The 22,927-nt window shown below is 65.7% G+C and carries 17 protein-coding genes; 11 read left to right on the top strand and 6 right to left on the bottom strand.

All coding sequences use genetic code 11. The features are described from left to right. Positions 1-213: 213 nt before the first annotated feature. From OU419_RS28275 to OU419_RS28265, 3 genes are all read left to right on the top strand, one after another. On the top strand, positions 214-3,054 hold the full coding sequence (locus tag OU419_RS28275) for a putative bifunctional diguanylate cyclase/phosphodiesterase (RefSeq protein WP_254469587.1): 2,841 nt from the start codon (positions 214-216) through the stop codon (positions 3,052-3,054). 483 nt (positions 3,055-3,537) lie between these two features. Further along, positions 3,538-5,715, top strand: a complete 2,178-nt coding sequence (locus OU419_RS28270; protein WP_254469586.1) for an outer membrane assembly lipoprotein YfiO — start codon at positions 3,538-3,540, stop codon at positions 5,713-5,715. A gap of 8 nt (positions 5,716-5,723) precedes the next feature. Continuing rightward, a complete protein-coding gene (locus tag OU419_RS28265; RefSeq protein ID WP_408004975.1) occupies positions 5,724-6,434 on the top strand; it encodes a DUF3142 domain-containing protein in 711 nt (236 codons plus the stop codon). A 136-nt stretch (positions 6,435-6,570) separates the two neighbouring features. Here the strand turns inward: OU419_RS28265 and trhP are convergent, their stop codons facing one another. Both trhP and zwf read right to left on the bottom strand, forming a co-directional pair. Then, positions 6,571-7,974 carry a prephenate-dependent tRNA uridine(34) hydroxylase TrhP gene (gene trhP / locus OU419_RS28260; protein WP_254469585.1) on the bottom strand — a complete coding sequence of 468 codons (1,404 nt, stop codon included), beginning with the start codon at positions 7,972-7,974 and terminating at the stop codon, positions 6,571-6,573. A gap of 191 nt (positions 7,975-8,165) precedes the next feature. Continuing rightward, complete coding sequence (gene zwf / locus OU419_RS28255; protein WP_254469584.1) at positions 8,166-9,641, bottom strand: glucose-6-phosphate dehydrogenase; 1,476 nt, start codon at positions 9,639-9,641, stop codon at positions 8,166-8,168. 91 nt (positions 9,642-9,732) lie between these two features. Here zwf and hexR point away from each other — a divergent pair, with 91 nt between their 5' ends. Continuing rightward, positions 9,733-10,617 carry a transcriptional regulator HexR gene (hexR, locus tag OU419_RS28250; RefSeq protein ID WP_254469583.1) on the top strand — a complete coding sequence of 295 codons (885 nt, stop codon included), beginning with the start codon at positions 9,733-9,735 and terminating at the stop codon, positions 10,615-10,617. Positions 10,618-10,741: 124 nt separating this feature from the next. Then, the gene (locus OU419_RS28245; protein ID WP_254469582.1) at positions 10,742-10,954 is read left to right on the top strand and encodes a PA3496 family putative envelope integrity protein; all 213 of its coding nucleotides are present in this window, start codon (positions 10,742-10,744) and stop codon (positions 10,952-10,954) included. Here the strand turns inward: OU419_RS28245 and OU419_RS28240 are convergent. Continuing rightward, positions 10,908-11,843: a LysR family transcriptional regulator gene (locus OU419_RS28240; RefSeq protein WP_254470315.1), complete on the bottom strand. Its 936-nt coding sequence runs from the start codon at positions 11,841-11,843 to the stop codon at positions 10,908-10,910. The genes OU419_RS28245 and OU419_RS28240 overlap by 47 nt on opposite strands. A 228-nt stretch (positions 11,844-12,071) precedes the next feature. On the opposite strand from OU419_RS28240, the gene OU419_RS28235 reads away from it, so the two are divergent. The 4 genes from OU419_RS28235 (at position 12,072) to OU419_RS28220 (ending at position 16,542) form a co-directional block, all read left to right on the top strand. Then, the gene (locus OU419_RS28235; protein WP_254469581.1) at positions 12,072-13,487 is read left to right on the top strand and encodes an acetyl-CoA carboxylase biotin carboxylase subunit; all 1,416 of its coding nucleotides are present in this window, start codon (positions 12,072-12,074) and stop codon (positions 13,485-13,487) included. Positions 13,488-13,498: 11 nt separating this feature from the next. After that, positions 13,499-15,313: a sodium-extruding oxaloacetate decarboxylase subunit alpha gene (oadA, locus tag OU419_RS28230; protein ID WP_302328769.1), complete on the top strand. Its 1,815-nt coding sequence runs from the start codon at positions 13,499-13,501 to the stop codon at positions 15,311-15,313. Between the two features lie 211 nt (positions 15,314-15,524). Further along, a complete protein-coding gene (locus OU419_RS28225) occupies positions 15,525-16,094 on the top strand; it encodes a c-type cytochrome (protein ID WP_254469580.1) in 570 nt (189 codons plus the stop codon). A 106-nt stretch (positions 16,095-16,200) separates the two neighbouring features. Beyond that, positions 16,201-16,542 carry a zinc ribbon domain-containing protein YjdM gene (locus OU419_RS28220; protein WP_254469579.1) on the top strand — a complete coding sequence of 114 codons (342 nt, stop codon included), beginning with the start codon at positions 16,201-16,203 and terminating at the stop codon, positions 16,540-16,542. Between the two features lie 111 nt (positions 16,543-16,653). On the opposite strand, the gene OU419_RS28215 is transcribed toward OU419_RS28220, so the two are convergent. The 3 genes from OU419_RS28215 to OU419_RS28205 all read right to left on the bottom strand — a co-directional run bounded on the left by OU419_RS28215 (position 16,654) and on the right by OU419_RS28205 (position 19,633). Continuing rightward, positions 16,654-17,493 (bottom strand): acyl-CoA thioesterase, encoded by an 840-nt coding sequence (locus OU419_RS28215; protein WP_254469578.1) that lies wholly within the window; start codon positions 17,491-17,493, stop codon positions 16,654-16,656. A gap of 78 nt (positions 17,494-17,571) precedes the next feature. Next, positions 17,572-18,600 (bottom strand): DUF5924 family protein, encoded by a 1,029-nt coding sequence (locus OU419_RS28210; protein WP_254469577.1) that lies wholly within the window; start codon positions 18,598-18,600, stop codon positions 17,572-17,574. 124 nt (positions 18,601-18,724) lie between these two features. Further along, positions 18,725-19,633: a LysR substrate-binding domain-containing protein gene (locus OU419_RS28205; protein ID WP_254469576.1), complete on the bottom strand. Its 909-nt coding sequence runs from the start codon at positions 19,631-19,633 to the stop codon at positions 18,725-18,727. Positions 19,634-19,966: 333 nt separating this feature from the next. On the opposite strand from OU419_RS28205, the gene OU419_RS28200 reads away from it, so the two are divergent. Next, positions 19,967-21,457: an aldehyde dehydrogenase gene (locus OU419_RS28200; RefSeq protein WP_254469575.1), complete on the top strand. Its 1,491-nt coding sequence runs from the start codon at positions 19,967-19,969 to the stop codon at positions 21,455-21,457. 42 nt (positions 21,458-21,499) lie between these two features. After that, on the top strand, positions 21,500-22,927 hold the full coding sequence (locus tag OU419_RS28195) for an APC family permease (RefSeq protein ID WP_302328766.1): 1,428 nt from the start codon (positions 21,500-21,502) through the stop codon (positions 22,925-22,927).

Genomic DNA, 22,927 nt, shown 5'->3' with positions numbered 1-22,927 from the left:
GCCAATAGCCGCTGGTTCCGACGTGCCGTCGGTTGATCCGTAACGGCTGGGCAGAGGTTCTGCGCCTGGGCGTGGCGCATGACCATTCGACGGATTCCCGACGAAAGTTGGGCGGGCAGCCGGCTATTTGCCATCTGTGATGCTGTTAGCAAAGGTTTGTCCTCGGTTATGCTCCGCCGACGCTTAGGCCCAGAACCTACAAGAAAAACGCCTATGACCGCTTATGTAGAGCCTTCGGCGGTGCCGGTCAGTCATGCCGACATCCGCCAGCAGTATGCTCATGAAATCGCCGTCGAACGCACGCGCCTGCTGTATCAGGGGTCCCGGATTCCTACCCTGCTGATGCTGCTCAACGGTCTGGCCTGCGCCGCCCTGCTGTGGGGGGGACAGGATAGCGGGGTACTGGCCGGCTGGCTGATCTGGCTGGTCCTGCTGGCTGTGTTGCGGCTTATCCAGGTTTCTGCGTTCCATGCCGCATCCCCCGAGCGCCAGGCCAGCCCGCACTGGCAGCGGACCTTCCTGTTCGGCGCCGGCGCGTCCGGCCTGACCCTGGCGTTCGCCGCCATTGCGCTGGTGCCGGCCGATGCCTTCCTCCAGCAATCGCTGGTGTTCGGGCTGATCGCCGCCGCCATTCTCTCGGCCAGCGTCGCCTACGCGGTCAGCCTGCCGGCATTCCTCACTTTTGCCTTGCCCTGTCTGTTCCCTTCCATCGCCTACCTGCTGCTCAGTGACAATCCGCTGCAACAGGGCTGGGGCCTGCTGGGAGTAATCCTTCTGGCGGCGCTGCTGGTGGTGGCCTGGCAAATCCACCGGGTGGTCCACTCCGGCCTGTTGCGGCGTTTCCAGGCCCAGGCACTGGTGGCGCACCTGGAGCACGCCAATAGCCAGACCGAAGCGCTGAACCAGGACCTGGAGCGTGAAGTGGAGCAGCGTCGCCGTGCCGAGCGCGAGCTGCGCCACGCCCGCGATGCCCTGCAGGCGCGGGTGGAGGCGGGCAGCGCGCAGCTCAGCCACACCGAGGCGCGCCTGGCGCTGGCGCTGGAGGCCAGCGAACTGGGGTTGTGGGATTGGGACCTGGTCACGGATGAAGTCCACCACTCGCACCTGGAGGAGATCTTCGGGATCACCCAGGCTTCGGTGAAGAGCGTGCGCAACGACCTGCGCCCGCGCCTGCACCCGGACGACCTGCCGCTGCTGCGCCGCGCGCTGGTGGAGCACCTCAAGGGCCGCACCGATGGCTACCGCATCGAATACCGCGTGCGCCATGCCGATGGGCACTGGGTCTGGGTCGAGGACCGCGGCCGGGTGATGGCGCGCGACAGGCTGGGCAAGGTCACGCGGATGGTCGGCACCCGCTGCGACATCTCCACCCGCAAGCTGCGTGAAGAGGAGCAGCGCCTGGCCGCCACGGTGTTCGAGGCAGCCAGCGAAGGCATCATCATTCTCGACCCGGATTACCGCCTGATCGCCATCAACGAAGCCTTCACCCGCCTCACCGGCTACCGTCGCGAAGATGTACTGGGGCGCAACGTCAGCCTGCTGATGGGCTCGCCGGAAACCCTGCGACGCTACCAGTCGATCCGCGCCGAGCTGGAGCGCCAGGGTACCTGGCAGGGCGAGCTGATCGAGACGCGCAAGAACGGCGAACTCTATCCCCAGTGGCTGCAGCTCAACGTTGTGCGCGACAGCCGTGGGCAGGTCGCCCAGGTCGTCGGCTTCTTCGCCGACCTCACTGCCCGCCGCGATGCCGAAGAGCGCCTGCGCTACCTGTCGCATTACGACGAGCTCACCGGGCTGGCCAACCGCAGCCTGTTCAAGGAGCGCCTGCACGAGGCCGGCCAGCGTGCCCGCCAGGAGGGCCGCGGGCTGGCGCTGCTGCTGATTGACCTCGATCGCTTCAAGCTGCTCAACGACAGCCTCGGCCATGAAGTCGCCGACCAGCTACTGCGGCAGATGGCGCGGCGCATGACCCAGACCGTCCCTGAGGCCGACACCATCGCGCGGCTGTCCGGCGATGAGTTCGCCATTCTGATCGATTCCTATGCCAGCCTCGCGGCGCTGGCGCGGCTGTCCAGCCGTCTTCTGGCCAAGCTGCGCACGCCGATGACCGTGGGTGGCCACGAACTGGTGCTCAGTGCCTCGCTGGGTATCGCCCTGCTGCCGGAGAACGCGCGGGAAATCTCTGCGCTGATGAGCCAGGCGAACATGGCCATGCAGCATGCCAAGCACTTGGGCGGCAACACCTTCCAGTTCTTCACCGACAACCTGCAGGCCTGCACCCTGGAGCGCCTGCAACTGGAAACCCGGCTGCGCAAGGCTATCGATGAGGGCCAACTGGATGTCTACTACCAGCCCAAGCTGAACCTGCAGAGTGGCTGCCTGGACAGCGCCGAGGCGCTGGTGCGCTGGCATCATCCGGAACTGGGCATGGTGCCGCCGGGAGACTTCATCGGGCTGGCCGAGGAAACCGGACTGATCGGCGCCATCGGCGAATTCGTCCTGCGCCGCGCCTGCCGCCAGGCGCGTGGCTGGCAGCGCGACGGGCTGGGTGAGCTGCGGGTATCGGTGAACCTGTCGGTTCATCAGTTGCGCACAGGCAATCTCGTCAGCCTGGTGCGTACCGTGCTCGACGAAACCGGCCTGCCGCCGAATCTGCTGGAGCTGGAACTCACCGAGAGCCAGTTGCTGGACAACGTCGAGAGCGTCACCGCGACCTTCCGCCAGTTGCGTGAAATGGGCGTGAAGCTGGCGATCGACGATTTCGGTACCGGCTACTCATCGCTCAGTTATCTCAAGCGCTTCCCGGTGGACTACGTGAAGATCGACCAGACGTTCATCCGCGACCTGTCTGCCCAGGGCGAGGATGCCGCGATCACCCGGGCCATCATCGCGATGGCCCATAGCATGGAGTTGAAGGTGGTCGCCGAAGGTGTGGAGCAGCCCGAGCAACTGCAATTCCTGCGCGAACACCTGTGCGACGAGATCCAGGGCTTCCTGATCAGCCCGCCGCTGGCGGCCGAGGCGTTCGCCACCCGCCTGCGGGCGGGCCGTTGAGCGGGCGCGCCACGCAGGCCACCTGAGGGAGGCGATCCGCGCGAGCGTCTTCGCCCCTTCCTCGCTCATCGCGTTCGGCGGCACCGGCAGCCAAGCCGACGTCTTGCTGCCCTTCAGGATGCTCTGCGGGACGCGCGCCGTGCCCTCGCTCTGCGCGCCAGCTTCGGCCGCTACCGGGCAGCGCGCCGGTAATACCGAGCGCTGTGGCTCCGGCGAGCAGGGGGCGGCGGGAAGTGATAGATCGTGCGTCGATGCCTCTTCGCAAGGCACGAACCGCCGTCGACGGCGGGGCTCGGTGCGTACAGGGCCTTCCCTGGTGCCAAGGCACGTAACCACTGGGCAGCGGGTCCTACCGCCCGGCGCGTCGTGGCGGCGGTTCGCCCACGCGGATGCGGCAAGCGGCGGTGGAGCGAGGTAAGATTCTTCCTCGATGAGTCAACGCCCCGTGCCCAGCGTGCGGGCCCCAACGGACAAGGACCCTCCATGCGTCTGCACGGATTAACCCTACTGGCCCTGATGATCGGCAGCCTCGGCGTGCAGGAAGCGCGCGCGAGCAGCGACGACTCGTGCTACCCGAGCTGGAACCTCAAGCGCGACACGCTGGATGTGTGCAACAGCTTGCCGTTCCTGAGCCCGGGCAACGACAGCCGGGTCAATCTGCAACTGCTGCTGGCCGATGCCGGACAGACGACCATTCCGGATCGCCCGCTCTCCGACGACGAACAGCAACTGGGCTATGGCAAGGTGCCGTTCCCTCTTGCGCGCCTGCTCGACGATGGGCTGTCTTCCGATGCCGGCAGCCCGACCGCCGCCACCTCGGCCTCAGCGCCGCTGGCCGATCTGGTCGCGCGCATCGGCCTGCAGGCGGACAGCCTGCCGCAACCCTCCGACAGCTTCGCCAGCGGCGAAGGCAGCCGCTGCCGCAGCAACAACGCGGGCACCGCACAGGACTTCCTCAGCCAGTTGTTGCTCGCCGACGCACTGAGTGCCGAGGAGCGCCAGAGCCTGGCGCGCAGCCGCCTGACGCTGCTGGGCGCCTGCCAGTGGGACGACACGCAGCTCACCGTCATCCTGCCCTCCGACCTGCAATCCGCGCCGGGCAAGGCCTTTGCCACTTATCTCAAGGGGGCCGCGGAGTTCTATAGCGGCCGCTTCGGCGAGGCGCTCAAGGCGTTCCGCGCGCTGCAGTCCAGCGACCTGCCCTGGGTGCGGGAAACAGCCCGCTACATGATTGCCCGCAGCCTGCTCAACGAAGCCCAGCAGAATGCCTTCGACGAGATGGGCTACCCCGACCTGCGCAAGGTCGACAAGAACGTGCTGAAGAATGCCGAGGCCAGCCTGGGCGATTACCTCAAGCAGTATCCGCAGGGCCAGTACGCCGCCTCGGCCAAGGGCCTGCTGCGCCGTATCTACTGGCTGATGAGTGACGAAAGCCGGCTCGCTGGCGAGTACGCCGAGCTGTTCGCCCGCCCCGATGCCGACCTTGGGCAACTGATCCAGGAGGTGGACAACAAGCTGCTGGTCACCGCCCGCCCGGCGGATGTGCGCGACCCGCGCCTGCTGGCTGTGCTCGACCTGATGCAGATGCGCCACCATGAGCCGAACGAGCCGCGCGCGCTTGACGGCGCCGGCCTCGCCGCGCAGAAGGAGCTGTTCGCCGCGCAACCGGCGCTGCATGACTACCTGACTGCCGCCTACCATCTGTACGTGGACGAGAACCCCGGCGAAGCGCTGAAGAGCCTGCCGGAGGATATCCCCGAGAAGCTCGACTACCTCGCGTTCAGCCAGCAGGCCCTGCGTGGCTTCGCGCTGGAGGCCGGCAATGACTGGATCGCCGCCGAGAAGCTCTGGCTGCGGCTGCTGCCGCTGGCGCATCAGCCGCTGCAACGCGACCAACTGGAGCTGGCGCTGGCGTTCAACTACGAGCGCAGCGACCGCCTGGTGAAGGTCTTCGCCGAAGGCTCGCCGGTGCAGACGCCGATCATCCGCGAAATTCTCCTGCGCCACGTCGCCGGCCCCGAGCTGCTGCGCCAGCAGGCGCGTGCGGCCGGCGCATCGGTGGAGGAACGCGACACCGCGCTGTTCGCTCTGCTCTACAAGGACCTGCTGCACGGCCAGTACCAGGCGTTCATCGACGACCTCGCGCTGCTCCCTACCGAGCCGGGCGGCAAGCCGCTGGGTGCGAGCATCGGCTACCTCTACGGCAGCATGCCGCTGACACTGTTCCAGTGGCCGGGTGGCAAGAACGACACCGGCTACGAGTGCCCGGCGATCGTCGACGTCGCCCGCGACCTGTTGCAGAGCCCGCAACCGCCTCGGGCGTTGAACTGCCTGGGCGAGTTCATCCTGCGCAACGGCCTGGATGGATTCCCGCTGGACAGCCAGCCGAGCGAGCGCGAGCTGGGCGGCAGCGAGTCGTTGTTCCCCGGCAGCGCCTACTCGCGGATGGATGGCTATCTGAAGATCATCGCCGACAAGCAGGCGCCGGAGGATGACCGCGGCTACGCGCTGTTCCGCGCCATCAACTGCTACGCCCCCAGCGGATTCAACGGCTGCGGTAGCCAGGACATCGCTCCGGCGCAGCGCAAGCAGTGGTTCCGCACGCTCAAGGGGCAGTACGCCAGCACGCCCTGGGCGAAGGCGCTGAAGTACTACTGGTAAGCTGCGTGCTGCGGGTTGTCGCGGTCGGGCTGGCGCTGCTGCTGGGCAGCGCCACGGCGGCTGCCGGCGGGGTGGACGCCGTCGATCACGACGCGTTCTGGCTGTGGAGCGGTGTCGAGAGGCAGCCGGTGCTTGCCCAGGCGCACACGCTCTATGTGCTGCAAGGGCAGATCAGCGCGCCACGTCAGAAGGACGGTCGCGCCCGGCTGATCGCCCAGGGCATCGCCATACCTCGCCTGTCCCAGGGCGAGGTATGGGTGGTCTACCGTGCCCATACCCTGCGCTGGCACGAGGACATCTACCGCACCCTGCTGTCCCAGTTGCGCCGCTGGCGCGCCGCCGGTAATCCGGTGGTAGGTGTGCAGATCGACTTCGATGCGCGAACGCGCTATCTGAGCGAATACGTCGACTTCCTCCAGGACCTGCGCAAGCGCCTGCCGGGGGACTACAGGCTGAGCATCACCGGGTTGATGGACTGGAGCAGCAACGGCGCGCCGGACACCATCAACCGTCTGGCTGGCGTGGTGGACGAGGTGGTGGTGCAGACTTACCAGGGCCGCCACACCATCCCCAATTACCAGGCCTATCTGCCGCGTGTGGCGCGCCTGCAGTTGCCGTTCCGCATCGGCCTGGCGCAGTACGGGCAATGGCAGGCGCCGGACTACCTGGCGAAGAGTCGGTGGTTCAGGGGCTATGTGGTGTTCCTGCAGAATCCTTGAGCCGCCCGGGGCTTGCGCAGTATGGGCGGAGCCTTGGCGATACCCATGCTGTCGGCGCGCGGATTGATGGGCATCGCTCCATGCCAACCTGCGCTTCTGGCGGATGGGTGTTCCGCCAGAACGTGCTGCTCAAGACTCAGCTCCCGCCGCAACCGCACGTGCCGCAGTCATTCCCGCAGCCGCCGCCCACAGCCTTCTCGTGCTTGTCGCGCGTGGTCCCCCCATCCAGGTTGCGCATCAGCAGCGCGTATTGCAGGTCGAGGTCTTCGGGGAGCGGGAGGTAGACGATGTGCCCGTCCCCCGGCGCAATGCCGATGCAGTCGCCGCGGTTGTTCTCCAGCGCTTGCAGGCGGAAGGTGCGATTGCCTGCCGGAGTCATCAGCTCGACGCTGTCGCCGACTTCGAAGCGGTTCTTCACCCGTACCTCGGCCAGGCCGTTGCGCCGTTCGCCGGTGAGTTCACCCACGAACTGCTGGCGCTCGGACAACGAGTGTCCGTACTGGTAGTTCTGATACTCGTCATGCACGTGGCGGCGCAGGAAGCCTTCGGTGTAACCGCGGTGTGCGAGGGATTCCAGGGTCTGCATCAGGCCGAGGTCGAAGGCACGGCCGGCGACGGCGTCGTCGATGGCTTTGCGGTAGGCCTGGGCGGTGCGCGCAACGTAGTAGTGGGACTTGGTACGGCCTTCGATCTTCAGCGAGTGCACGCCCATCTCCGTCAGGCGCTGCACGTGCTGGATGGCCCGCAGGTCCTTGGAGTTCATGATGTAAGTGCCGTGTTCGTCCTCGAAGGCCTCCATCAGCTCGCCGGGGCGATTGCCTTCTTCGAGCAGGACGATTTCCCGGGTCGGCGCACCGATGCCCAGTGTCGGCTCGACGTCGCGCACCGCGTGGCCCAGTTCGTCCTCATGGGCGGCGTGGGTCTTGTATTCCCAGCGGCAGGCGTTGGTGCAGGTGCCCTGGTTGGGGTCGCGGCGGTTGATATAGCCCGACAGCAGGCAGCGGCCCGAATAGGCCATGCATAGCGCGCCGTGGACGAAGACTTCCAGCTCCATGCCGGGCACGCGCTCGCGGATCTCGGCGATTTCTTCCAGCGACAGCTCGCGGGACAGGATCGTTCGCTTGAGCCCCTGCTGGCGCCAGAACTCCACGCTGGCCCAGTTCACCGCGTTGGCCTGCACCGAGAGATGGATATCGACTTCCGGAAAATTCTGACGAACCAGCATGATCAGGCCGGGATCGGACATGATCAACGCATCGGGCCCCATCGCCAGCACTGGCTCCAGGTCATTCAGGAAGGTCTTGAGCTTGGCGTTGTGCGGGGCGATGTTGACCACTACGTAGAGGCGCTTGCCCTGGGCGTGGGCCTCGTTGATACCGGTGGCGAGGTTGGCGTGGTCGAATTCGTTGTTGCGCACCCGCAGGCTGTAGCGCGGCTGGCCGGCGTAGACGGCGTCGGCGCCATAGGCGAAGGCGTGGCGCAGGCTCTTTAGCGAGCCGGCCGGGCAGAGAAGTTCGGGGGAAAACGGGGTCTGGGACATGATGGCGGAGCGGGCTGTGGATAAAAGTCCGCCACTCTAGGGAATCGGGGCCTCTAGCATGGTGAGCGAGGTCAACGGATGCTCTATCGGCTCCCCACGACGATATGCCCGACGGGCTGTCTGCAGGATGGGTATCGCCGCGCTCCACGCCATCCTGCGCGGCGCTCGTCCTGTGCTTTCCGGTGAAGGGATCACTCCAGCCAGCGTCGTCCCTGCAATTCCAGCAGGGTCTGCGCCTGTTCCGGGCCGTTGCTTCCGGCGGGGTAGGGGCGTGGGCTCTGGTAGTACTCCTGCCAGCCTTTGATGATTGGGTCGACCCAGCGCCATGCCGCTTCCACTTCGTCGCGGCGCATGAACAGGGTCGAATCGCCCTCGATCACATCCAGCAGTAGACGCTCATAGGCATCCCAGCGGCGCTTGTTGCGGTTGAATGCCTGGGCGAGGTTCAGGTCCAGCTCCACCGGCTCCAGCTGCATGCCCTTGCCGGGCGCCTTGGCCATCAACTGCACGCTGATGCGCTCTTCAGGCTGCAACCTTATCCACAGGCGGTTGGCCGTGTTGCTCGCCGAGCCGATCAGGCCGTTGGGGGCGGGCTTGAACTGGATGACGATCTCCGAACACTTCTTCGCCATGCGCTTGCCGGTGCGCAGGTAGAACGGCACACCGGACCAGCGCCAGTTGTCGATCTCTGCCTGAATGGCGACGAAGGTTTCCGTATCGCTGTCGTTGTCGACATTTTTCTCGAACCAGTACGCCGGTACTTCCTGCCCGCCGATGTGCCCGGCGGCGTACTGGCCGCGCACCGTCTTGTCCTGTACGTCCTGCCCGGAGATCGGCCGCAGCGCCTCGATGATCTTCACCTTCTCGTTGCGTACCGCCTCGGCGTCGAAGCGCACCGGCGCCTCCATTGCCACCAGGCAGAGCAGTTGCAGCAGGTGGTTCTGCACCATGTCGCGCATGGCTCCGGCGTGGTCGTAGTAACCGCCGCGGTTCTCCACGCCGAGAGTCTCGCTGACGGTGATCTGCACGTGATCGATGTGCCCGTTGCGCCACACCGGCTCGAAAAGCGTGTTGGCGAAGCGCAGTGCCATCAGGTTCTGTACGGTTTCCTTGCCCAGATAGTGGTCGATGCGGAACACCCGCGACTCGTCGAACACTTCGCCAATCGCCTGGTTGATCGCCCGAGCCGATTCCAGCGAGTGGCCCAGCGGCTTCTCCAGCACGATGCGCGCCAGCGGACCGGCCAGCCCGGCGATCTTCAGGTTCTGCGCAATCGGAGCGAACAGGCTCGGCGCGGTGGCCAGGTAATGCACCAGCACGCGGCCCTCGCTGTGCTTGAGCGCCTTGGCCAGGCGACCGAAATCGGCGCTTTGCGAGGCATCGATGGCAAGGTACTCCAGGCGCTGGGCGAAGCTGCGCCAGGCTTCTACGATGAAATCGTTGCGCGCCACCTGGGCGCGGCAGTTGCGCTCGGCCAGGGCCAGGTAGGCGGCTGCGTCGCGGTTGCTGCGGGCAAGGGCGAAGATCCGCGTGTCGGCCGGCAGGCGATTCTCCCGATGCAGGTGGTAGAGCGCCGGCAGCAGCTTGTGCAGGGCGAGGTCACCGCTACCGCCGAATACCAGAATGTCGCAGGAGCTGGGGAGACTAGGGCTGGCGGGAGTATTCACGGACTTATTCCCTGGGCGTGGCGGATAGTTTTGTAGTATAACTACAACAAGACTACAGAAATCTCAGACAACTATCACCGAGCCTACCCCTGTGAACCTTTTGCAGCACATTGCCCAGTCGCGTCATCTGCTCCGCAAGTCGGAGCTCAAGGTTGCCGATCACGTGATGCAGGACCCTGCATCGGTCATGCACAGTTCAATGGCAGACCTCGCCCACGGTGTGGGTGTCAGCGAGCCGACCATCGTGCGCTTCTGTCGCGCCATTGGTTGCAGCGGCTTCCAGGACCTCAAGCTCAAGCTGGCGCAGAGCCTGGCCGCCGGCGCCAGCTTCGGCCAGTTCTCGATCAACGAGAGCGACTCGGTGGCGGACTTCAGCCTGAAGATCTTCGACACCACCCTGCACTCGTTGATGGAGGTGCGCGAGCATCTCGACACCCACGCCCTGGAGCGCGCCATCGCCGCCATCGCCCATGCCCAGCGTGTGGAGTTCTACGGTTTCGGCGCTTCCGGCGCGGTGGCGGCGGATGCCCAGCACAAGTTCTTCCGCCTGCTGCTGTCGGCGGCGGCGTATTCCGACCCCCACATGCAGGCCATGTCGGCGGTGACCCTGAAGCCCTCGGACGTGGCGATCTGCATCTCCCAGTCCGGCCGCTCCAAGGACTTGCTGGTGACCGCAAACCTGGTGCGCGAAGCCGGCGCCACGCTGATCACCCTGTGCCCGAGCCAGACTCCCCTGGCCGACCTGGCCACGGTCAACCTGGCGGTGGACGTGCATGAAGACACCGACATCTACACCCCGCTGACCTCGCGCATCGCCCACCTGGTGGTGATCGATGTGCTGGCGATGGGCGTGGCGATGGCCCGCGGCCCGGACCTGGTGAACCACCTCAAGAGCGTCAAGCGCAGCCTGCGCAGCCTGCGCCTGTCGCCGAAGGTGGTGAAGAGCCACGAGGAGCGCCCGGACGAGGCGTCCTGACCGCGCTGCAGCGGTGATGCCGACCGCTCGTCGGCGTCACCGACGCTTCACCCGTGCGTCGTCAAACGGTCATCCGTGGTCAGCATTCTGGCGTCTCCAGCCCTTCGGCCTTGGGAGATGCGAGATGCCCCGCCATATCGACGACACCCAGCAACTGGACAGCAAGACCCGCCGCAAGCTCGAAGACCAGCGGCGCATGCAGTTCCGCCGCGCCATCGAAGACCGAGCAGAGGCCCAGCGTCTCGCCGTCGAAACCTCCGATTTCCCCGATCTTATCGCCGCCGCCTACCTTACTTCGGCGAAGGCGGGCCGGCGAAGCGCTCGGCCAACTGGCTGATCAGCGCGCGCTCTTCACGGATGAAGACGACGAACGCCTGGGCTACAGGGCTCAGGCGCTTGCCGCGCGCATGCACCAGACACCAGCTACGGTAGAGTGGCAGCTCCTCCACCGGCAGCTCGCGCAACAGCCCCGATTGCAGCTCCCGGCTCACCGCGTGGCGTGGCAGCAGCGCCAGCCCCAGCCCCGCCAGCACGCCTTCGCGCGAACCTTCCAGCGATGCGAATTCCAGCGTCTGCGGGAAGTGCGCGCGCTTTTGCTGGAAGTGCTCCTCGCATGCCTTGCGGGTGCCCGAGCCTGGCTCGCGGATCAGCAGCGGGTAGGATTCCAGGTCCTTGAGCGACAGCTTGGCGGCGTTGCACAGCGGGTGCTCCGGCGGCGCGACCGCGACGATCGGGTTGTTCAGGAAGGGCAGGAATTCCAGCGCCATGTCCTGTGGTACCAGGGACATGATCACCAGGTCGTCGCGGTTGTCCGACAGGCGCTTGATCACCTGGGCGCGGTTGACCACCGTGAGGTGCAGGCTGACATCCGGGTGCTGCGCCTGGAACGCGGCGAAGAGGTGCGGCGTGATGTACTTGGCGCTCGACTCCACCGCCAGGCGTAGCTGGCCCTGCAGCGAACCCTTGATGTCGGACAGGTTCATGTCCAGCACTTCCAGGCGCTGGAAGATGTCGTTGGTGGCGCGCAGCAGGGCGTCGGCGGCGTCGGTCTGGTAGAGCTTCTTGCCGATGTATTCGAACAGTGGCTGTCCGACCAGCTCTTCCAACTGGCGAATCTGCAGGCTGACCGCTGGCTGGGTCAGTGCCATTTCCTCCGCTGCCCGGCTGTAGGAGCGGCTTTCGCATACCGCGCGGAAAACCTGCATCTGGCGAAGGGTCATACGCATCAACGACTTACGCATCGCTAGCGGCCTCTGGGGCGATCTTTTCAGCCGACTATAAAGCATTATTTATGGCTACCCCAATAATTATTGATTTTGGTTAATCCTCCTTCCCGCGCTAGGGTAAAAACACGCCGGAACCCGCTCCGGCCTACACGTTCAGCCGCCGGGAACGGCGCTGCCGATTGGTTTTTACGCCGGGGTTCAAAAGGCCCGGGCCGAGGGAAAGCCGAAGTGATCAAGAAAATCCTGATCGCCAACCGTGGGGAGATTGCCGTCCGGATCGTGCGCGCCTGCGCCGAGATGGGTATCCGCTCGGTGGCTGTCTATGCCGACGCCGACCGCCACGCCCTGCACGTAAAGCGTGCCGACGAAGCGCACAGCATCGGCACCGACCCGCTGTCCGGTTACCTCAACCCGCGCGCCCTTGTGAACCTGGCGGTGGAAACCGGTTGCGATGCGCTGCACCCCGGCTATGGCTTCCTTTCGGAAAACGCCGAACTGGCGGAAATCTGCGCCGAGCGCGGAATCAAGTTCATCGGCCCATCGGCGGAAGTCATCCGCCGCATGGGTGACAAGACCGAAGCGCGCCGCAGCATGATCGCCGCTGGCGTACCCTGCACCCCTGGCACCGAAGGCAACGTCGCCGACCTCGCCGAAGCCGTATCCGAAGCCGAACGCATCGGCTACCCGGTGATGCTCAAGGCCACTTCCGGTGGCGGCGGCCGCGGCATCCGTCGCTGCAACAGCCGCGAGGAGCTGGAACAGAACTTCCCCCGCGTAATCTCCGAGGCCACCAAGGCGTTCGGCAGCGCGGAAGTCTTCCTCGAAAAGTGCATCGTCAATCCCAAGCACATCGAAGCCCAGGTGCTGGCCGACTCCTTCGGCAACACCGTGCACCTGTTCGAGCGCGACTGCTCGATCCAGCGTCGCAACCAGAAACTCATCGAAATCGCCCCCAGCCCGCAGCTCACTCCCGAGCAGCGCGCCTACATCGGCGACCTCTCGGTGCGCGCGGCCAAGGCCGTGGGCTACGAGAACGCCGGTACCGTGGAGTTCCTGCTCGCCGATGGCGAGGTGTACTTCATGGAAATGAACACCCGCGTGCAGGTGGAGCACACCATCACCGAGGAAATCACCGGCATCGACATCGTTCGCGAGCAGATCCGCATCGCGTCCGGCCTGCCGCTCTCGGTCAAGCAGGAAGACATCGTCCACCGTGGCTTCGCCCTGCAGTTCCGCATCAACGCCGAAGACCCGAAGAACAACTTCCTGCCGTCCTTCGGCAAGATCACTCGCTACTACGCGCCCGGCGGTCCCGGCGTGCGCACCGATACGGCGATCTACACCGGCTACACCATCCCGCCGTACTACGACTCCATGTGCCTGAAACTGGTGGTCTGGGCACTGACCTGGGAAGAGGCGCTGGACCGCGGCCTGCGCGCGCTGGACGACATGCGCGTACAGGGCGTGAAGACCACCGCGCCGTACTACCAGGAAATCCTCAAGAACCCGGAATTCCGTAGCGGCCAGTTCAACACCAGCTTCGTCGAAAGCCACCCGGAACTGACCCAGTACTCCATCAAGCGCACCCCGTCGCACCTGGCCATCGCCATCGCCACCGCCATTGCCGCCCACGCTGGCCTGTGAGGATCACTTCAATGACCGTTGCCAAGAAAGTCACCGTCACCGATACCATCCTGCGCGACGCACACCAGTCGCTGCTGGCGACCCGGATGCGCACCGAAGACATGCTCCCGATCTGCGACAAGCTCGACAAGGTCGGCTACTGGTCGCTGGAAGTCTGGGGCGGCGCCACCTTCGACGCTTGCGTGCGCTTCCTCAAGGAAGACCCGTGGGAGCGCCTGCGCAAACTCAAGGCCGCGCTGCCCAATACCCGCCTGCAGATGCTCCTGCGCGGGCAGAACCTGCTCGGCTACCGCCACTACAGCGACGACGTGGTGCGCGCCTTCGTGGCCAAGGCCGCGGTCAACGGCATCGACGTGTTCCGTATCTTCGACGCGATGAACGACGTGCGTAACCTGCGCGTCTCCATCGAAGCGGTGAAGGCTGCCGGCAAGCACGCCCAGGGCACCATCGCCTACACCACCAGCCCGGTGCACACCATCGACGCCTTCGTCGCCCAAGGCAAGGCGATGGCCGACATGGGCGTCGACTCCATCGCCATCAAGGACATGGCCGGCCTGCTGACCCCCTATGCCACCGGTGAACTGGTCAAGGCGCTGAAGGATGCACTGCCGCTGGATGTGGTCGTGCACTCCCACGACACCGCCGGCGTGGCCAGCATGTGCCAGCTCAAGGCTGTGGAAAACGGCGCCGACCGCATCGACACCGCCATCTCCAGCATGGCCTGGGGTACCAGCCACCCGGGCACCGAGTCCATGGTCGCCGCCCTGCGCGGCACCCCGTTCGACACCGGCCTGGACCTGGAGCTGCTGCAGGAAATCGGCATGTACTTCCACGCCGTGCGCAAGAAGTATCACCAGTTCGAAAGCGAGTTCACCGGCGTGGACACCCGCGTGCAGGTCAACCAGGTCCCCGGCGGGATGATTTCCAACCTGGCCAACCAGCTCAAGGAACAGGGTGCGCTGAACCGCATGCCCGAAGTGCTCGCTGAAATCCCGCGCGTCCGCGAAGACCTGGGCTTCCCGCCGCTGGTTACCCCGACCTCGCAGATTGTTGGCACCCAGGCGTTCTTCAACGTGCTGGCCGGCGAGCGCTACAAGACCATCACCAACGAGGTGAAGCTCTACCTGCAGGGCCGCTACGGCAAGGCTCCGGGCACCATCAACGAAGCGCTGCGCCGCCAGGCCATCGGCAACGAAGAAGTCATCGACGTACGCCCGGCCGACCTGCTCAAGCCGGAACTGAACAAGCTGCGCGAGGAAGTCGGCAGCCTGGCCAAGTCCGAGGAAGACGTACTGACCTTCGCCATGTTCCCCGATATCGGCCGCAAATTCCTCGAAGAACGTGCCGCCGGCACCCTGAAGCCCGAAGAGCTGCTCCCCATCCCCAACGGCAAGGGCGTGGCCGCTGCCGGTGGTGAAGGCGTGCCGACCGAGTTCGTGGTCGATGTGCACGGCGAGAGCTACCGCGTGGACATCACCGGCGTCGGCGTGAAGACCGATGGCAAGCGCCACTTCTACCTGTCGGTCGACGGCATGCCCGAGGAAGTGGTCTTCGAGCCGCTCAACGAATTCATCGGCGGCGGCGGCAACAAGCGCAAGCAGGCCAGCGAGCCGGGCCATGTCACCACCACCATGCCAGGCAACATCGTCGACGTGCTGGTGAAGGAAGGCGACCGCGTGAAAGCCGGCCAGGCCGTGCTGATCACCGAAGCGATGAAGATGGAAACCGAAGTGCAGGCGGGTATCGACGGCACTGTGAAGGCTATCCACGTAGCCAAGGGCGACCGGGTCAACCCCGGTGAGATCCTGATTGAAATTGAAGGCTGACCAACGGACAGACGGGTCTTAAGGTTCAGTCCCCGGGGGAGCACGATGCTCCCCCTTTTTTTTGCCCCGCTGAGGCGTTTGCTTGATCTGCGTCGGAAACCTCCGCTGGCCATTCGCTATGTTCGACCCTGGGAAAACCGACCAGGGTAAGGCGATGGGGCGAATCGTTCTGTTGTGGGTCCTGTTCTGCGCAAGCGCGCAGGCAACTGAGATGATGGATCGGCTCGGAGCCTTGCAGAAGGATCCGTCCGCGGGGCAGCAGGCCTATGCCGCCGCCGAGGAGCGCATCCTGCTGTGCAGCAAGTGCCACGGAAAGGACGGCAACAGCCGCCGCGACTACATTCCCAACCTGGCCGGACAGAATCCGCAGTACCTGTTCGATGCGTTCGAAAAGTACGTCACCGGCCAGCGCACCGACTTCGTGATGAACCAGGCCGCGAAGCTCCTGACGCCCGAGGAACGGGTGAATATCGCCTTCTATTTCAGCCAGCAGAAAGTCCAGCCCAGGGCTGATTCGGCGACTCTCGACAAGGCGCTGGTGGAACAGGGTGCCCAGCGTTTCGCCACGGTCTGCGTCTCCTGCCACGGCGCCGAAGGACTGGGCCAGGACGCCTTCCCGCGTATCGCCGGTCAGTCCCGGCAGTACCTCACCCATGCGCTGCAACGCTATCGCGACAAAGACCCCAGCCGCGCCAACTCGCCGATGCTGGCCGTTGCGGCGCTGCTCAGCGATGACGACATCACGGCGCTTACCGCCTACCTGAGCCAACTGCAGCACTGAGCCATTCACCGACCGTTTGCCGCCCCTCCAGCCCGCATGGCCGACAGAGGGCGGTTAAACCTTATATACTTTGCGGTCTTTCAACCGTTTTGATGTGAGAACCGCCGTGAGCACTTTGCCTCCCTGCCCGAAATGCAACTCCGAATACACCTACGAAGACGGCGCCATGCTGGTCTGCCCGGAGTGCGCCCACGAGTGGTCCGCCGGTGGCGCGGCCGAGGCCGATAGCGACGCCCGCGTAATCAAGGATTCCGTCGGCAACCAGTTGCAGGACGGCGACACCGTCACCGTCATCAAGGACCTCAAGGTCAAGGGCTCGTCCCTGGTGGTGAAGGTCGGTACCAAGGTGAAGAACATCCGCCTGGTGGACGGCGACCACGACATCGACTGCAAGATCGACGGCATCGGCGCGATGAAGCTGAAGTCGGAATTCGTGAAGAAGGTCTGAACCTTCCGCGTACTCAATGAACGAAAAAGCCCGGCTACATGCCGGGCTTTTTTTGTCTGCCGCTCCCGGCCTGGGAAGGCGCAGTGGGAGCACACAAGCAGGATCGACGGTTCACTCCTTGTAGTAAACGATCTGGTTGCTGGTCGCCAGCAGCGCGCCGGAGTCGCTCCACAGTTGAGCGCTCTGGTCGAAGAAGCCGTTGCGGAATTCCTGGGCGCGGGCATCGCCCAGTAGGTAGCCGCTGCCGACTTCGGCCAGTTGCGCCGCATCGGTGTGGAAGTAGGTGGTGATCGACACCGTGCCGGCCGGCACCGGGATGGCGCGGCGCAGCCAGACGCGCGGGTAGAAGATGTCGCTCATCGCCGCCAGGGACAGGAAGTCCAGCGGGCGGGCCTGGGCGTCGCGCAGCCAGAGTTGGCTGCGGCTGGTGTCGCCGCTGCCGTCCCACTTGGTCGGGAAGGCGCCGGAGGCCGGGCGCATCTCGTACTGCCGGGGCCAGGCCACACCCTTGGCGGCGGGGCTCATCGCCTCGAAGTCGCTGGCCGGTGCCAGGCTGGGGAAGGGCAGGTCGGTCAGGCTCCAGGTGTCGCGGCGCAGCGCGGTGACCAGGGTGGCGGTGGTGGTGACCTGCTGCTCGCCGGACTCATCGGCCTGGGTCAGTTGCAACAACCAGTGCTGCGTGGAGCGATTGGTGCGCACCGGGGTGGCTTCGACCCGGAAGGCGCCGGCCACGACCGCCGCGGCGTAGTTCACCGTCAGCGATACCGGGCTGCCGAGCAGTTGCGGATGGCGCAGCGCGCCTTGCAGAAGGACGGCAGCGGTCACGCCGCCGAAGGGGCCGACCATGTTCCAGTAGTCCTGGCTGGTGCGCCCGTCGTAGAGGCCGGGGCGGCCTTCCACGGGTTGCAGGGCGACGGCGCGGTCGAATGGGTGCAGGGCAGTATCGGTCATGACTCTCTCGGCGCTTTTTGTTCTGGGGAGAGGCTCTTGTAGGGGAAAGCGCCGAGCCGGGTCAAGGATACCGAGTGGTCAGGGCGTGACCTCGAACCTGAGTGTGCCGATGACTTGCCCGGCTTCGGTGAGCACCTGCACCTGCCAGCTCCCGCTCGGGTCGCTGGGGAAGTTCTGTTTGTGGGTCCAGGCGCGGTAGCCGGCTTCGCGGCCGCCCTTGATGTCCAGGGCGATGCGGTCGACTTCCTGGCCGTCCTTGCGCCAGGCGTGGTAGATGCGCTCGTTCAGGCCGCGCGGGGCGTTGATCGCCGTGTAGGCATACAGCCCCTGGCTCTTGATCTGCGCAACGCTGACTGTCTCCAGGCTGTCGCCGGGAGTGCGCTGGGCGTTGTCGAAGCTTTCGGTCACCGCCATCTCGGTCATCCACAGCGTCGAGGGCGGCACCCAGGCGCGGGCGAACCAGCCGACCGCGCCGATCGACAGGGTCAGGCCGACCAGGGCGAACCAGCGCCACCATTTGTGGATCTTCACCGTTACCGCCAGGCTCGGGAACGACAGCAGCACGGCGATGCCCAGTGCCGCCTGATAGCTCTGCGGGGTGCTCAGGTGGAGGATGATCGGCAGCGCCGTGAGCAGGACCGCGAACAGCGTCAGGGTGTGGTAGCCGAGGAAGGTCCAGCGCCGCACCGACAGCCACTTGTAGTAGACCGGGTCGGTGATCGCCATCAGGCCGGCCAGCGCCAGCACGCCGGTGAACAGGGCCTGGCCGCTGTTCCAGGTGGTGGTGACGAAGAAGAACGGCAGGCAGAAGAACAGGCTTTCCTGATGGATCAACTGGGTTGCGTAGCGCAGCAGGCCCGGCGGCACTTCCCAGCCGAAGCGCCGCTTGAAGCGATCGGTCAGCAGGTTCTCCAGCATCAGCCAGACCCAGCTCACCAGCATGACGATGGCCATCACCCGGGCGAAGCCGGCGCGATGACGGTCCACCATGATGAAGCTGAACACCCCGGAACAGAATCCGAATAGGGCGACGATGTGCGGGTAGCGCTGCAGCAGGCCGAGGACCAGAGTGATCAGGCGCTGCACGCGCTCTTTCCAGATGAGCATGGGGCGGGGCGGAAGTACGAAAACGAAAGGGGGCGAGATTGTAACGCCTGGTGTCGACGAGGGGCACGGGGAGTGACGGGAGGAGCCGCTCCCGCCAGGCAAGGGAGCGCGCCCCGCCCGAGCGTCAGTGCTTCGCGCTCAACTCTTCCCGCGCATAGTCGACGAACAACTGTGCCGGCTTGGTCAACTGGGCGCGCTTGAGCCAGGCGGCCACCAGCCCCGAGGCGCTTACATCTTCGGTGATATTCACCATCACCACCTTCTTGCCGTCGTAGGTGCACTCCGAGTGCGGGCGGGTCACCAGCAGCGAGAAGCCGAAACCCTGGCCGACCATGCCGCGCACCATCTCGATGGAGGGCGAGCTGAAGGCGATATGCGGGTTCAGCCCCAGCTCCTCGAAGATGCTTACGAAGTAGGTGCGGCTGGGCTGCACATCCAGCAGGATCATCGGTTCCAGCGCCAGGTCGCGCAGCGACACCTTGTCCTGCCTGGCAAAGCGGTGGTCCTCGGGCAGCAGCGCGTAGGGGCGCTGGGCCGGCATCAGCGGGTCGGTGGCGATGGTGCCGTCGAGGTCGTGATCGTAGAGCAGGGCGAGGTCGAAGCGGCCGGCGGTGAGGCCCTGCACCAGTTCCTGCTGCTCGCCGTCGCTGATGCGGATCTCCACGCCGGGGTAGCGCTCGCGGAAGCCCGCGATCAGGCGCGGCAGGTAGAGCGGGGCGACCGTCTCGAAACAGCCGATGTCGATCTGCCCGGCCACCACATCGTTGTCGGCCAGGGCGTTCTGCTCGAACTCATGGGCCATGCGCAGCAGTTCCTGCGCCTTGCGGTAGAAGCGCGCGCCGCTGGGGGTCAGCGACACGCCCTGGGCATGGTGGCGGATGAACAGTTGCACGCCGAAGCTTTCTTCCAGGCCCTTGATCGCCGTGGAAATGGACGGCTGCGCGATGTACAGCTTGCGCGAGGCCTCGGCCACGCTGCCGCATTCCACGGTAGTCACGAAATACTTCAATTGCCGCAAGGTATAGGACGCCACTGCAAGACCTCTTCGGCGTCGCGGCGGGCAGCCGCGTGCCTGATGTGTTGTTGTCACCGGGCCGGTACACAGCAAGTTGCGGGCCTCCCTGTCCCTGCGCGCCAGTCGCCCATCACACGCGCCGACCGACCTGCCGTCCGGGCAGGAAGCGCCGCGCTTGCCGTGCACCATAACCCAGCGCGGCGCACTTTGCCGGTGCATGCCTGCCCAGCTTTTTCATATATCCCGAAGACATATTTAATAATTTTCCTTGGCCGGGGCTTGGGCGACCATCGATTCCACATCCAGAACAACAAAGTCGCCCTTCGATGCGACTGAAGCAGGAGAGCCTTGGTGCACGAGCTCAATGACTGGCGGCAACGCGCTGCCCGGCAGACCTTCATCGACAGCGCGCTGATCGGCGGCCGCCGCGTGGCCGCGCGTGACGGCGCCACCTTCGCATCCATCGATCCGGCGACCAATCGCCTGCTGGCCAATGTCGCCGCCTGCGGCGCAGCCGAGATCGACGCCGCCGTGCGCGTCGCCCGGCAAGCCTTCGAACAGGGCCCTTGGGCGCGCATGGCGCCGCGCGAGCGCAAGGCCGTGCTGCAGAGGCTGGCCGAGCTGATGATGGCCAACCGCGACGAACTCGCCCTGCTCGATACCCTGAACATGGGCAAGCCGGTGATGGACGCCTGGAACATCGACGTGCCCGGCGCCGCCGGCGTCTTCTCCTGGTATGCCGAAAGCCTCGACAAGCTCTACGACCAGGTAGCCCCGACCGCGCAGAACGCCCTCGCCACCATCACCCGTACGCCGCTGGGTGTGATCGGCGCCGTGGTGCCGTGGAACTTCCCCCTCGACATGGCTGCCTGGAAGCTCGCTCCGGCGCTGGCCGCCGGCAACTCCGTGGTGCTCAAGCCAGCCGAGCAGTCGCCGTTCTCCGCCCTGCGCCTGGCCGAGCTGGCGCTGGAAGCCGGCATTCCCGAAGGCGTGCTCAACGTCGTGCCGGGCCTGGGCGAAACCGCCGGCAAGGCGCTGGGCCTGCACCCGGACGTGGATGCCCTGGTGTTCACCGGCTCGACCCAGGTGGGCAAGTACTTCATGCAGTACTCCGCGCAGTCCAACCTCAAACAGGTCTGGCTGGAGTGCGGCGGCAAGAGCCCGAACCTCGTGTTCGCCGATTGCCGCGACCTCGATCTTGCGGCTGAAAAGGCGGCCTTCGGTATCTTCTTCAACCAGGGCGAAGTCTGCTCGGCCAACTCGCGCCTGCTGGTGGAGCGCTCGATCCACGACGAATTCGTCGAACGCCTCATCGCCAAGGCCCGCGACTGGGCGCCGGGCGACCCGCTGGACCCGGCCAGCCGCGCTGGCGCCATCGTCGACGGCAAGCAGACCGCCGGCATCCTGCGCTTCATCGACCAGGCCGCCAGCGATGGCGCGACGCTGGCCTGCGGTGGCCGCCAACTGAGCTTCAACGGCTCGGACAACTTCATCGAACCGACCATCTTCACCGGCGTGCGCCCCGAGCAGTCCCTGGCCCGCGACGAAGTGTTCGGCCCGGTGCTGGCGGTGATTGCGTTCGACAGCGAAGACGAAGCAGTGCAGATGGCCAACGACAGCGTCTACGGCCTGGCCGCCTCGCTGTGGAGCGACGACCTGCACCGTGCCCACCGCGTGGCGCGCCGCCTGAATGCCGGCACCGTGTCGGTGAACACCGTCGATGCGCTGGACCCGGCGATTCCGTTCGGCGGCGGCAAGCAGTCCGGCTTCGGCCGCGACCTGTCATTGCACTCGTTCGACAAATACACGCAGCTCAAGACCACCTGGTTCCAGTTGCGCTGATCTCCATCCGGACCCTTACAACGACAACAAGAGAACATCCGAATGAGTGTGAACGTACAACAGCCTGCCCTGCGCCGCGTACTCGGCCTGGGGCCGCTGCTGGCCGTGGCCATCGGCCTGGTGGTATCCCAGGGCGTGATGGTGCTGATGCTGCAGGGCGCCGGCACCGCCGGCCTGGGGTTCATCGTGCCGCTGTGCCTGGCCTACCTGCTGGCGCTCAGCTATGCGTTTTCCTTCTCCGAGCTGGCGCTGATGATTCCCCGTGCCGGCGGCCTGAGCAGCTATACCGAAGTCGCCATCGGGCACTTCCCGGCGATCCTGGCGACCTTCTCCGGCTACGTGGTGGTGGCGATGTTCGCGCTGTCCGCCGAACTGCTCCTGCTCGACATGATCATCGGCAAGGTCTACCCCGGCGTCGTGCCGCCGATGGTCGTCGCCTATGGCGTACTCGGCCTGTTCACCCTGCTCAACCTGCTGGGCATCGACATCTTCGCGCGCCTGCAAAGCGTGCTGGCGCTGCTGATGATGATCGTCCTGCTGGCGCTCGGCCTGGGGTCCGTGGGCAGCGAACAGGCGTCCGCGGAACTTGCCGTGGCCAGTGGCTGGAACCCGCTGGGCGCCGGAGTGCTGGCGCTGACCGCGATGGCCGTGTGGGGCTTCGTCGGCGCCGAGTTCGTCTGCCCGCTGGTGGAGGAAACCAAGCGGCCTGAGCGCAACATCCCGCGCTCGATGATCTTCGGCCTGACCATCATCTTCCTGACCATCGCCCTGTACTGCCTTGGCGCACTGATGCTGATCCCCGGCGAGGAACTGGCCGGCAGCCTGCTGCCGCACTTCCTGTTCGCCAACCGCGCGTTCGGCGAGTACGGCCAGTTGTTCCTGGTAGTCGCCGCCATCACCGCCACTTGCAGCACCCTGAACTCCTCGCTGGCCGCCATCCCGCGCATGCTCTACGGCATGGCGCAGAACGGCCAGGCGTTCCCGCAGTTCCAGTGGCTCAGCCGCAAGGCGCGCACGCCGTGGGTGGCCGTACTGTTCGTATCCGCCATCACCGGCCTGCCGATCGTCCTGTTGGGCGACAACCCCGACGCCATCAACATCCTCCTGCTGGCCGCCGCGCTCTCCTGGCTGCTGGCCTACATCATCGCCCACGTCGATGTGCTGGCCCTGCGCCGTCGCTACCCGCACCTGGCCCGGCCGTTCCGCACGCCGTTCTACCCGCTGCCGCAACTGTTCGGCATCGCCGGCATGATCTATGCGGTCGTGCACGTATCCCCGGCCCCGGAAATGACCGTTCGCATCTTCGCCAGCGCTGGCGTGGTGCTGGGCGTGGTGTCGCTGGTGGCTGTCCTGTGGATCAAGCTGGTGATGCGCAAGCCCCTTTTCGTACCCGAACCGCTCGAGACGGCCGGTGAGACTGCCCAGGGCAAGTCCGTCGCCCTCGATCGCCTGCAATCCCCGCTGGCCTGA

The organism is Pseudomonas triclosanedens, assembly GCF_026686735.1.
Taxonomy (GTDB): domain Bacteria; phylum Pseudomonadota; class Gammaproteobacteria; order Pseudomonadales; family Pseudomonadaceae; genus Pseudomonas; species Pseudomonas triclosanedens.
Note: the sequence above shows the minus strand (reverse complement) of the source record. Positions and strands in the feature narration are given on the sequence as shown.

Excerpts from the sequence above, each read along its gene's own strand:
- OU419_RS28275 (WP_254469587.1), top strand. The coding sequence starts at position 214 with ATGACCGCTTATGTAGAGCCTTCGGCGGTGCCGGTCAGTCATGCCGAC.
- OU419_RS28270 (WP_254469586.1), top strand. The coding sequence starts at position 3,538 with ATGCGTCTGCACGGATTAACCCTACTGGCCCTGATGATCGGCAGCCTC.
- trhP (WP_254469585.1), bottom strand. The coding sequence starts at position 7,974 with ATGTCCCAGACCCCGTTTTCCCCCGAACTTCTCTGCCCGGCCGGCTCG.
- OU419_RS28245 (WP_254469582.1), top strand. The coding sequence starts at position 10,742 with ATGCCCCGCCATATCGACGACACCCAGCAACTGGACAGCAAGACCCGC.
- OU419_RS28240 (WP_254470315.1), bottom strand. The coding sequence starts at position 11,843 with ATGCGTATGACCCTTCGCCAGATGCAGGTTTTCCGCGCGGTATGCGAA.
- oadA (WP_302328769.1), top strand. The coding sequence starts at position 13,499 with ATGACCGTTGCCAAGAAAGTCACCGTCACCGATACCATCCTGCGCGAC.
- OU419_RS28225 (WP_254469580.1), top strand. The coding sequence starts at position 15,525 with ATGATGGATCGGCTCGGAGCCTTGCAGAAGGATCCGTCCGCGGGGCAG.
- OU419_RS28215 (WP_254469578.1), bottom strand. The coding sequence starts at position 17,493 with ATGACCGATACTGCCCTGCACCCATTCGACCGCGCCGTCGCCCTGCAA.
- OU419_RS28210 (WP_254469577.1), bottom strand. The coding sequence starts at position 18,600 with ATGCTCATCTGGAAAGAGCGCGTGCAGCGCCTGATCACTCTGGTCCTC.
- OU419_RS28195 (WP_302328766.1), top strand. The coding sequence starts at position 21,500 with ATGAGTGTGAACGTACAACAGCCTGCCCTGCGCCGCGTACTCGGCCTG.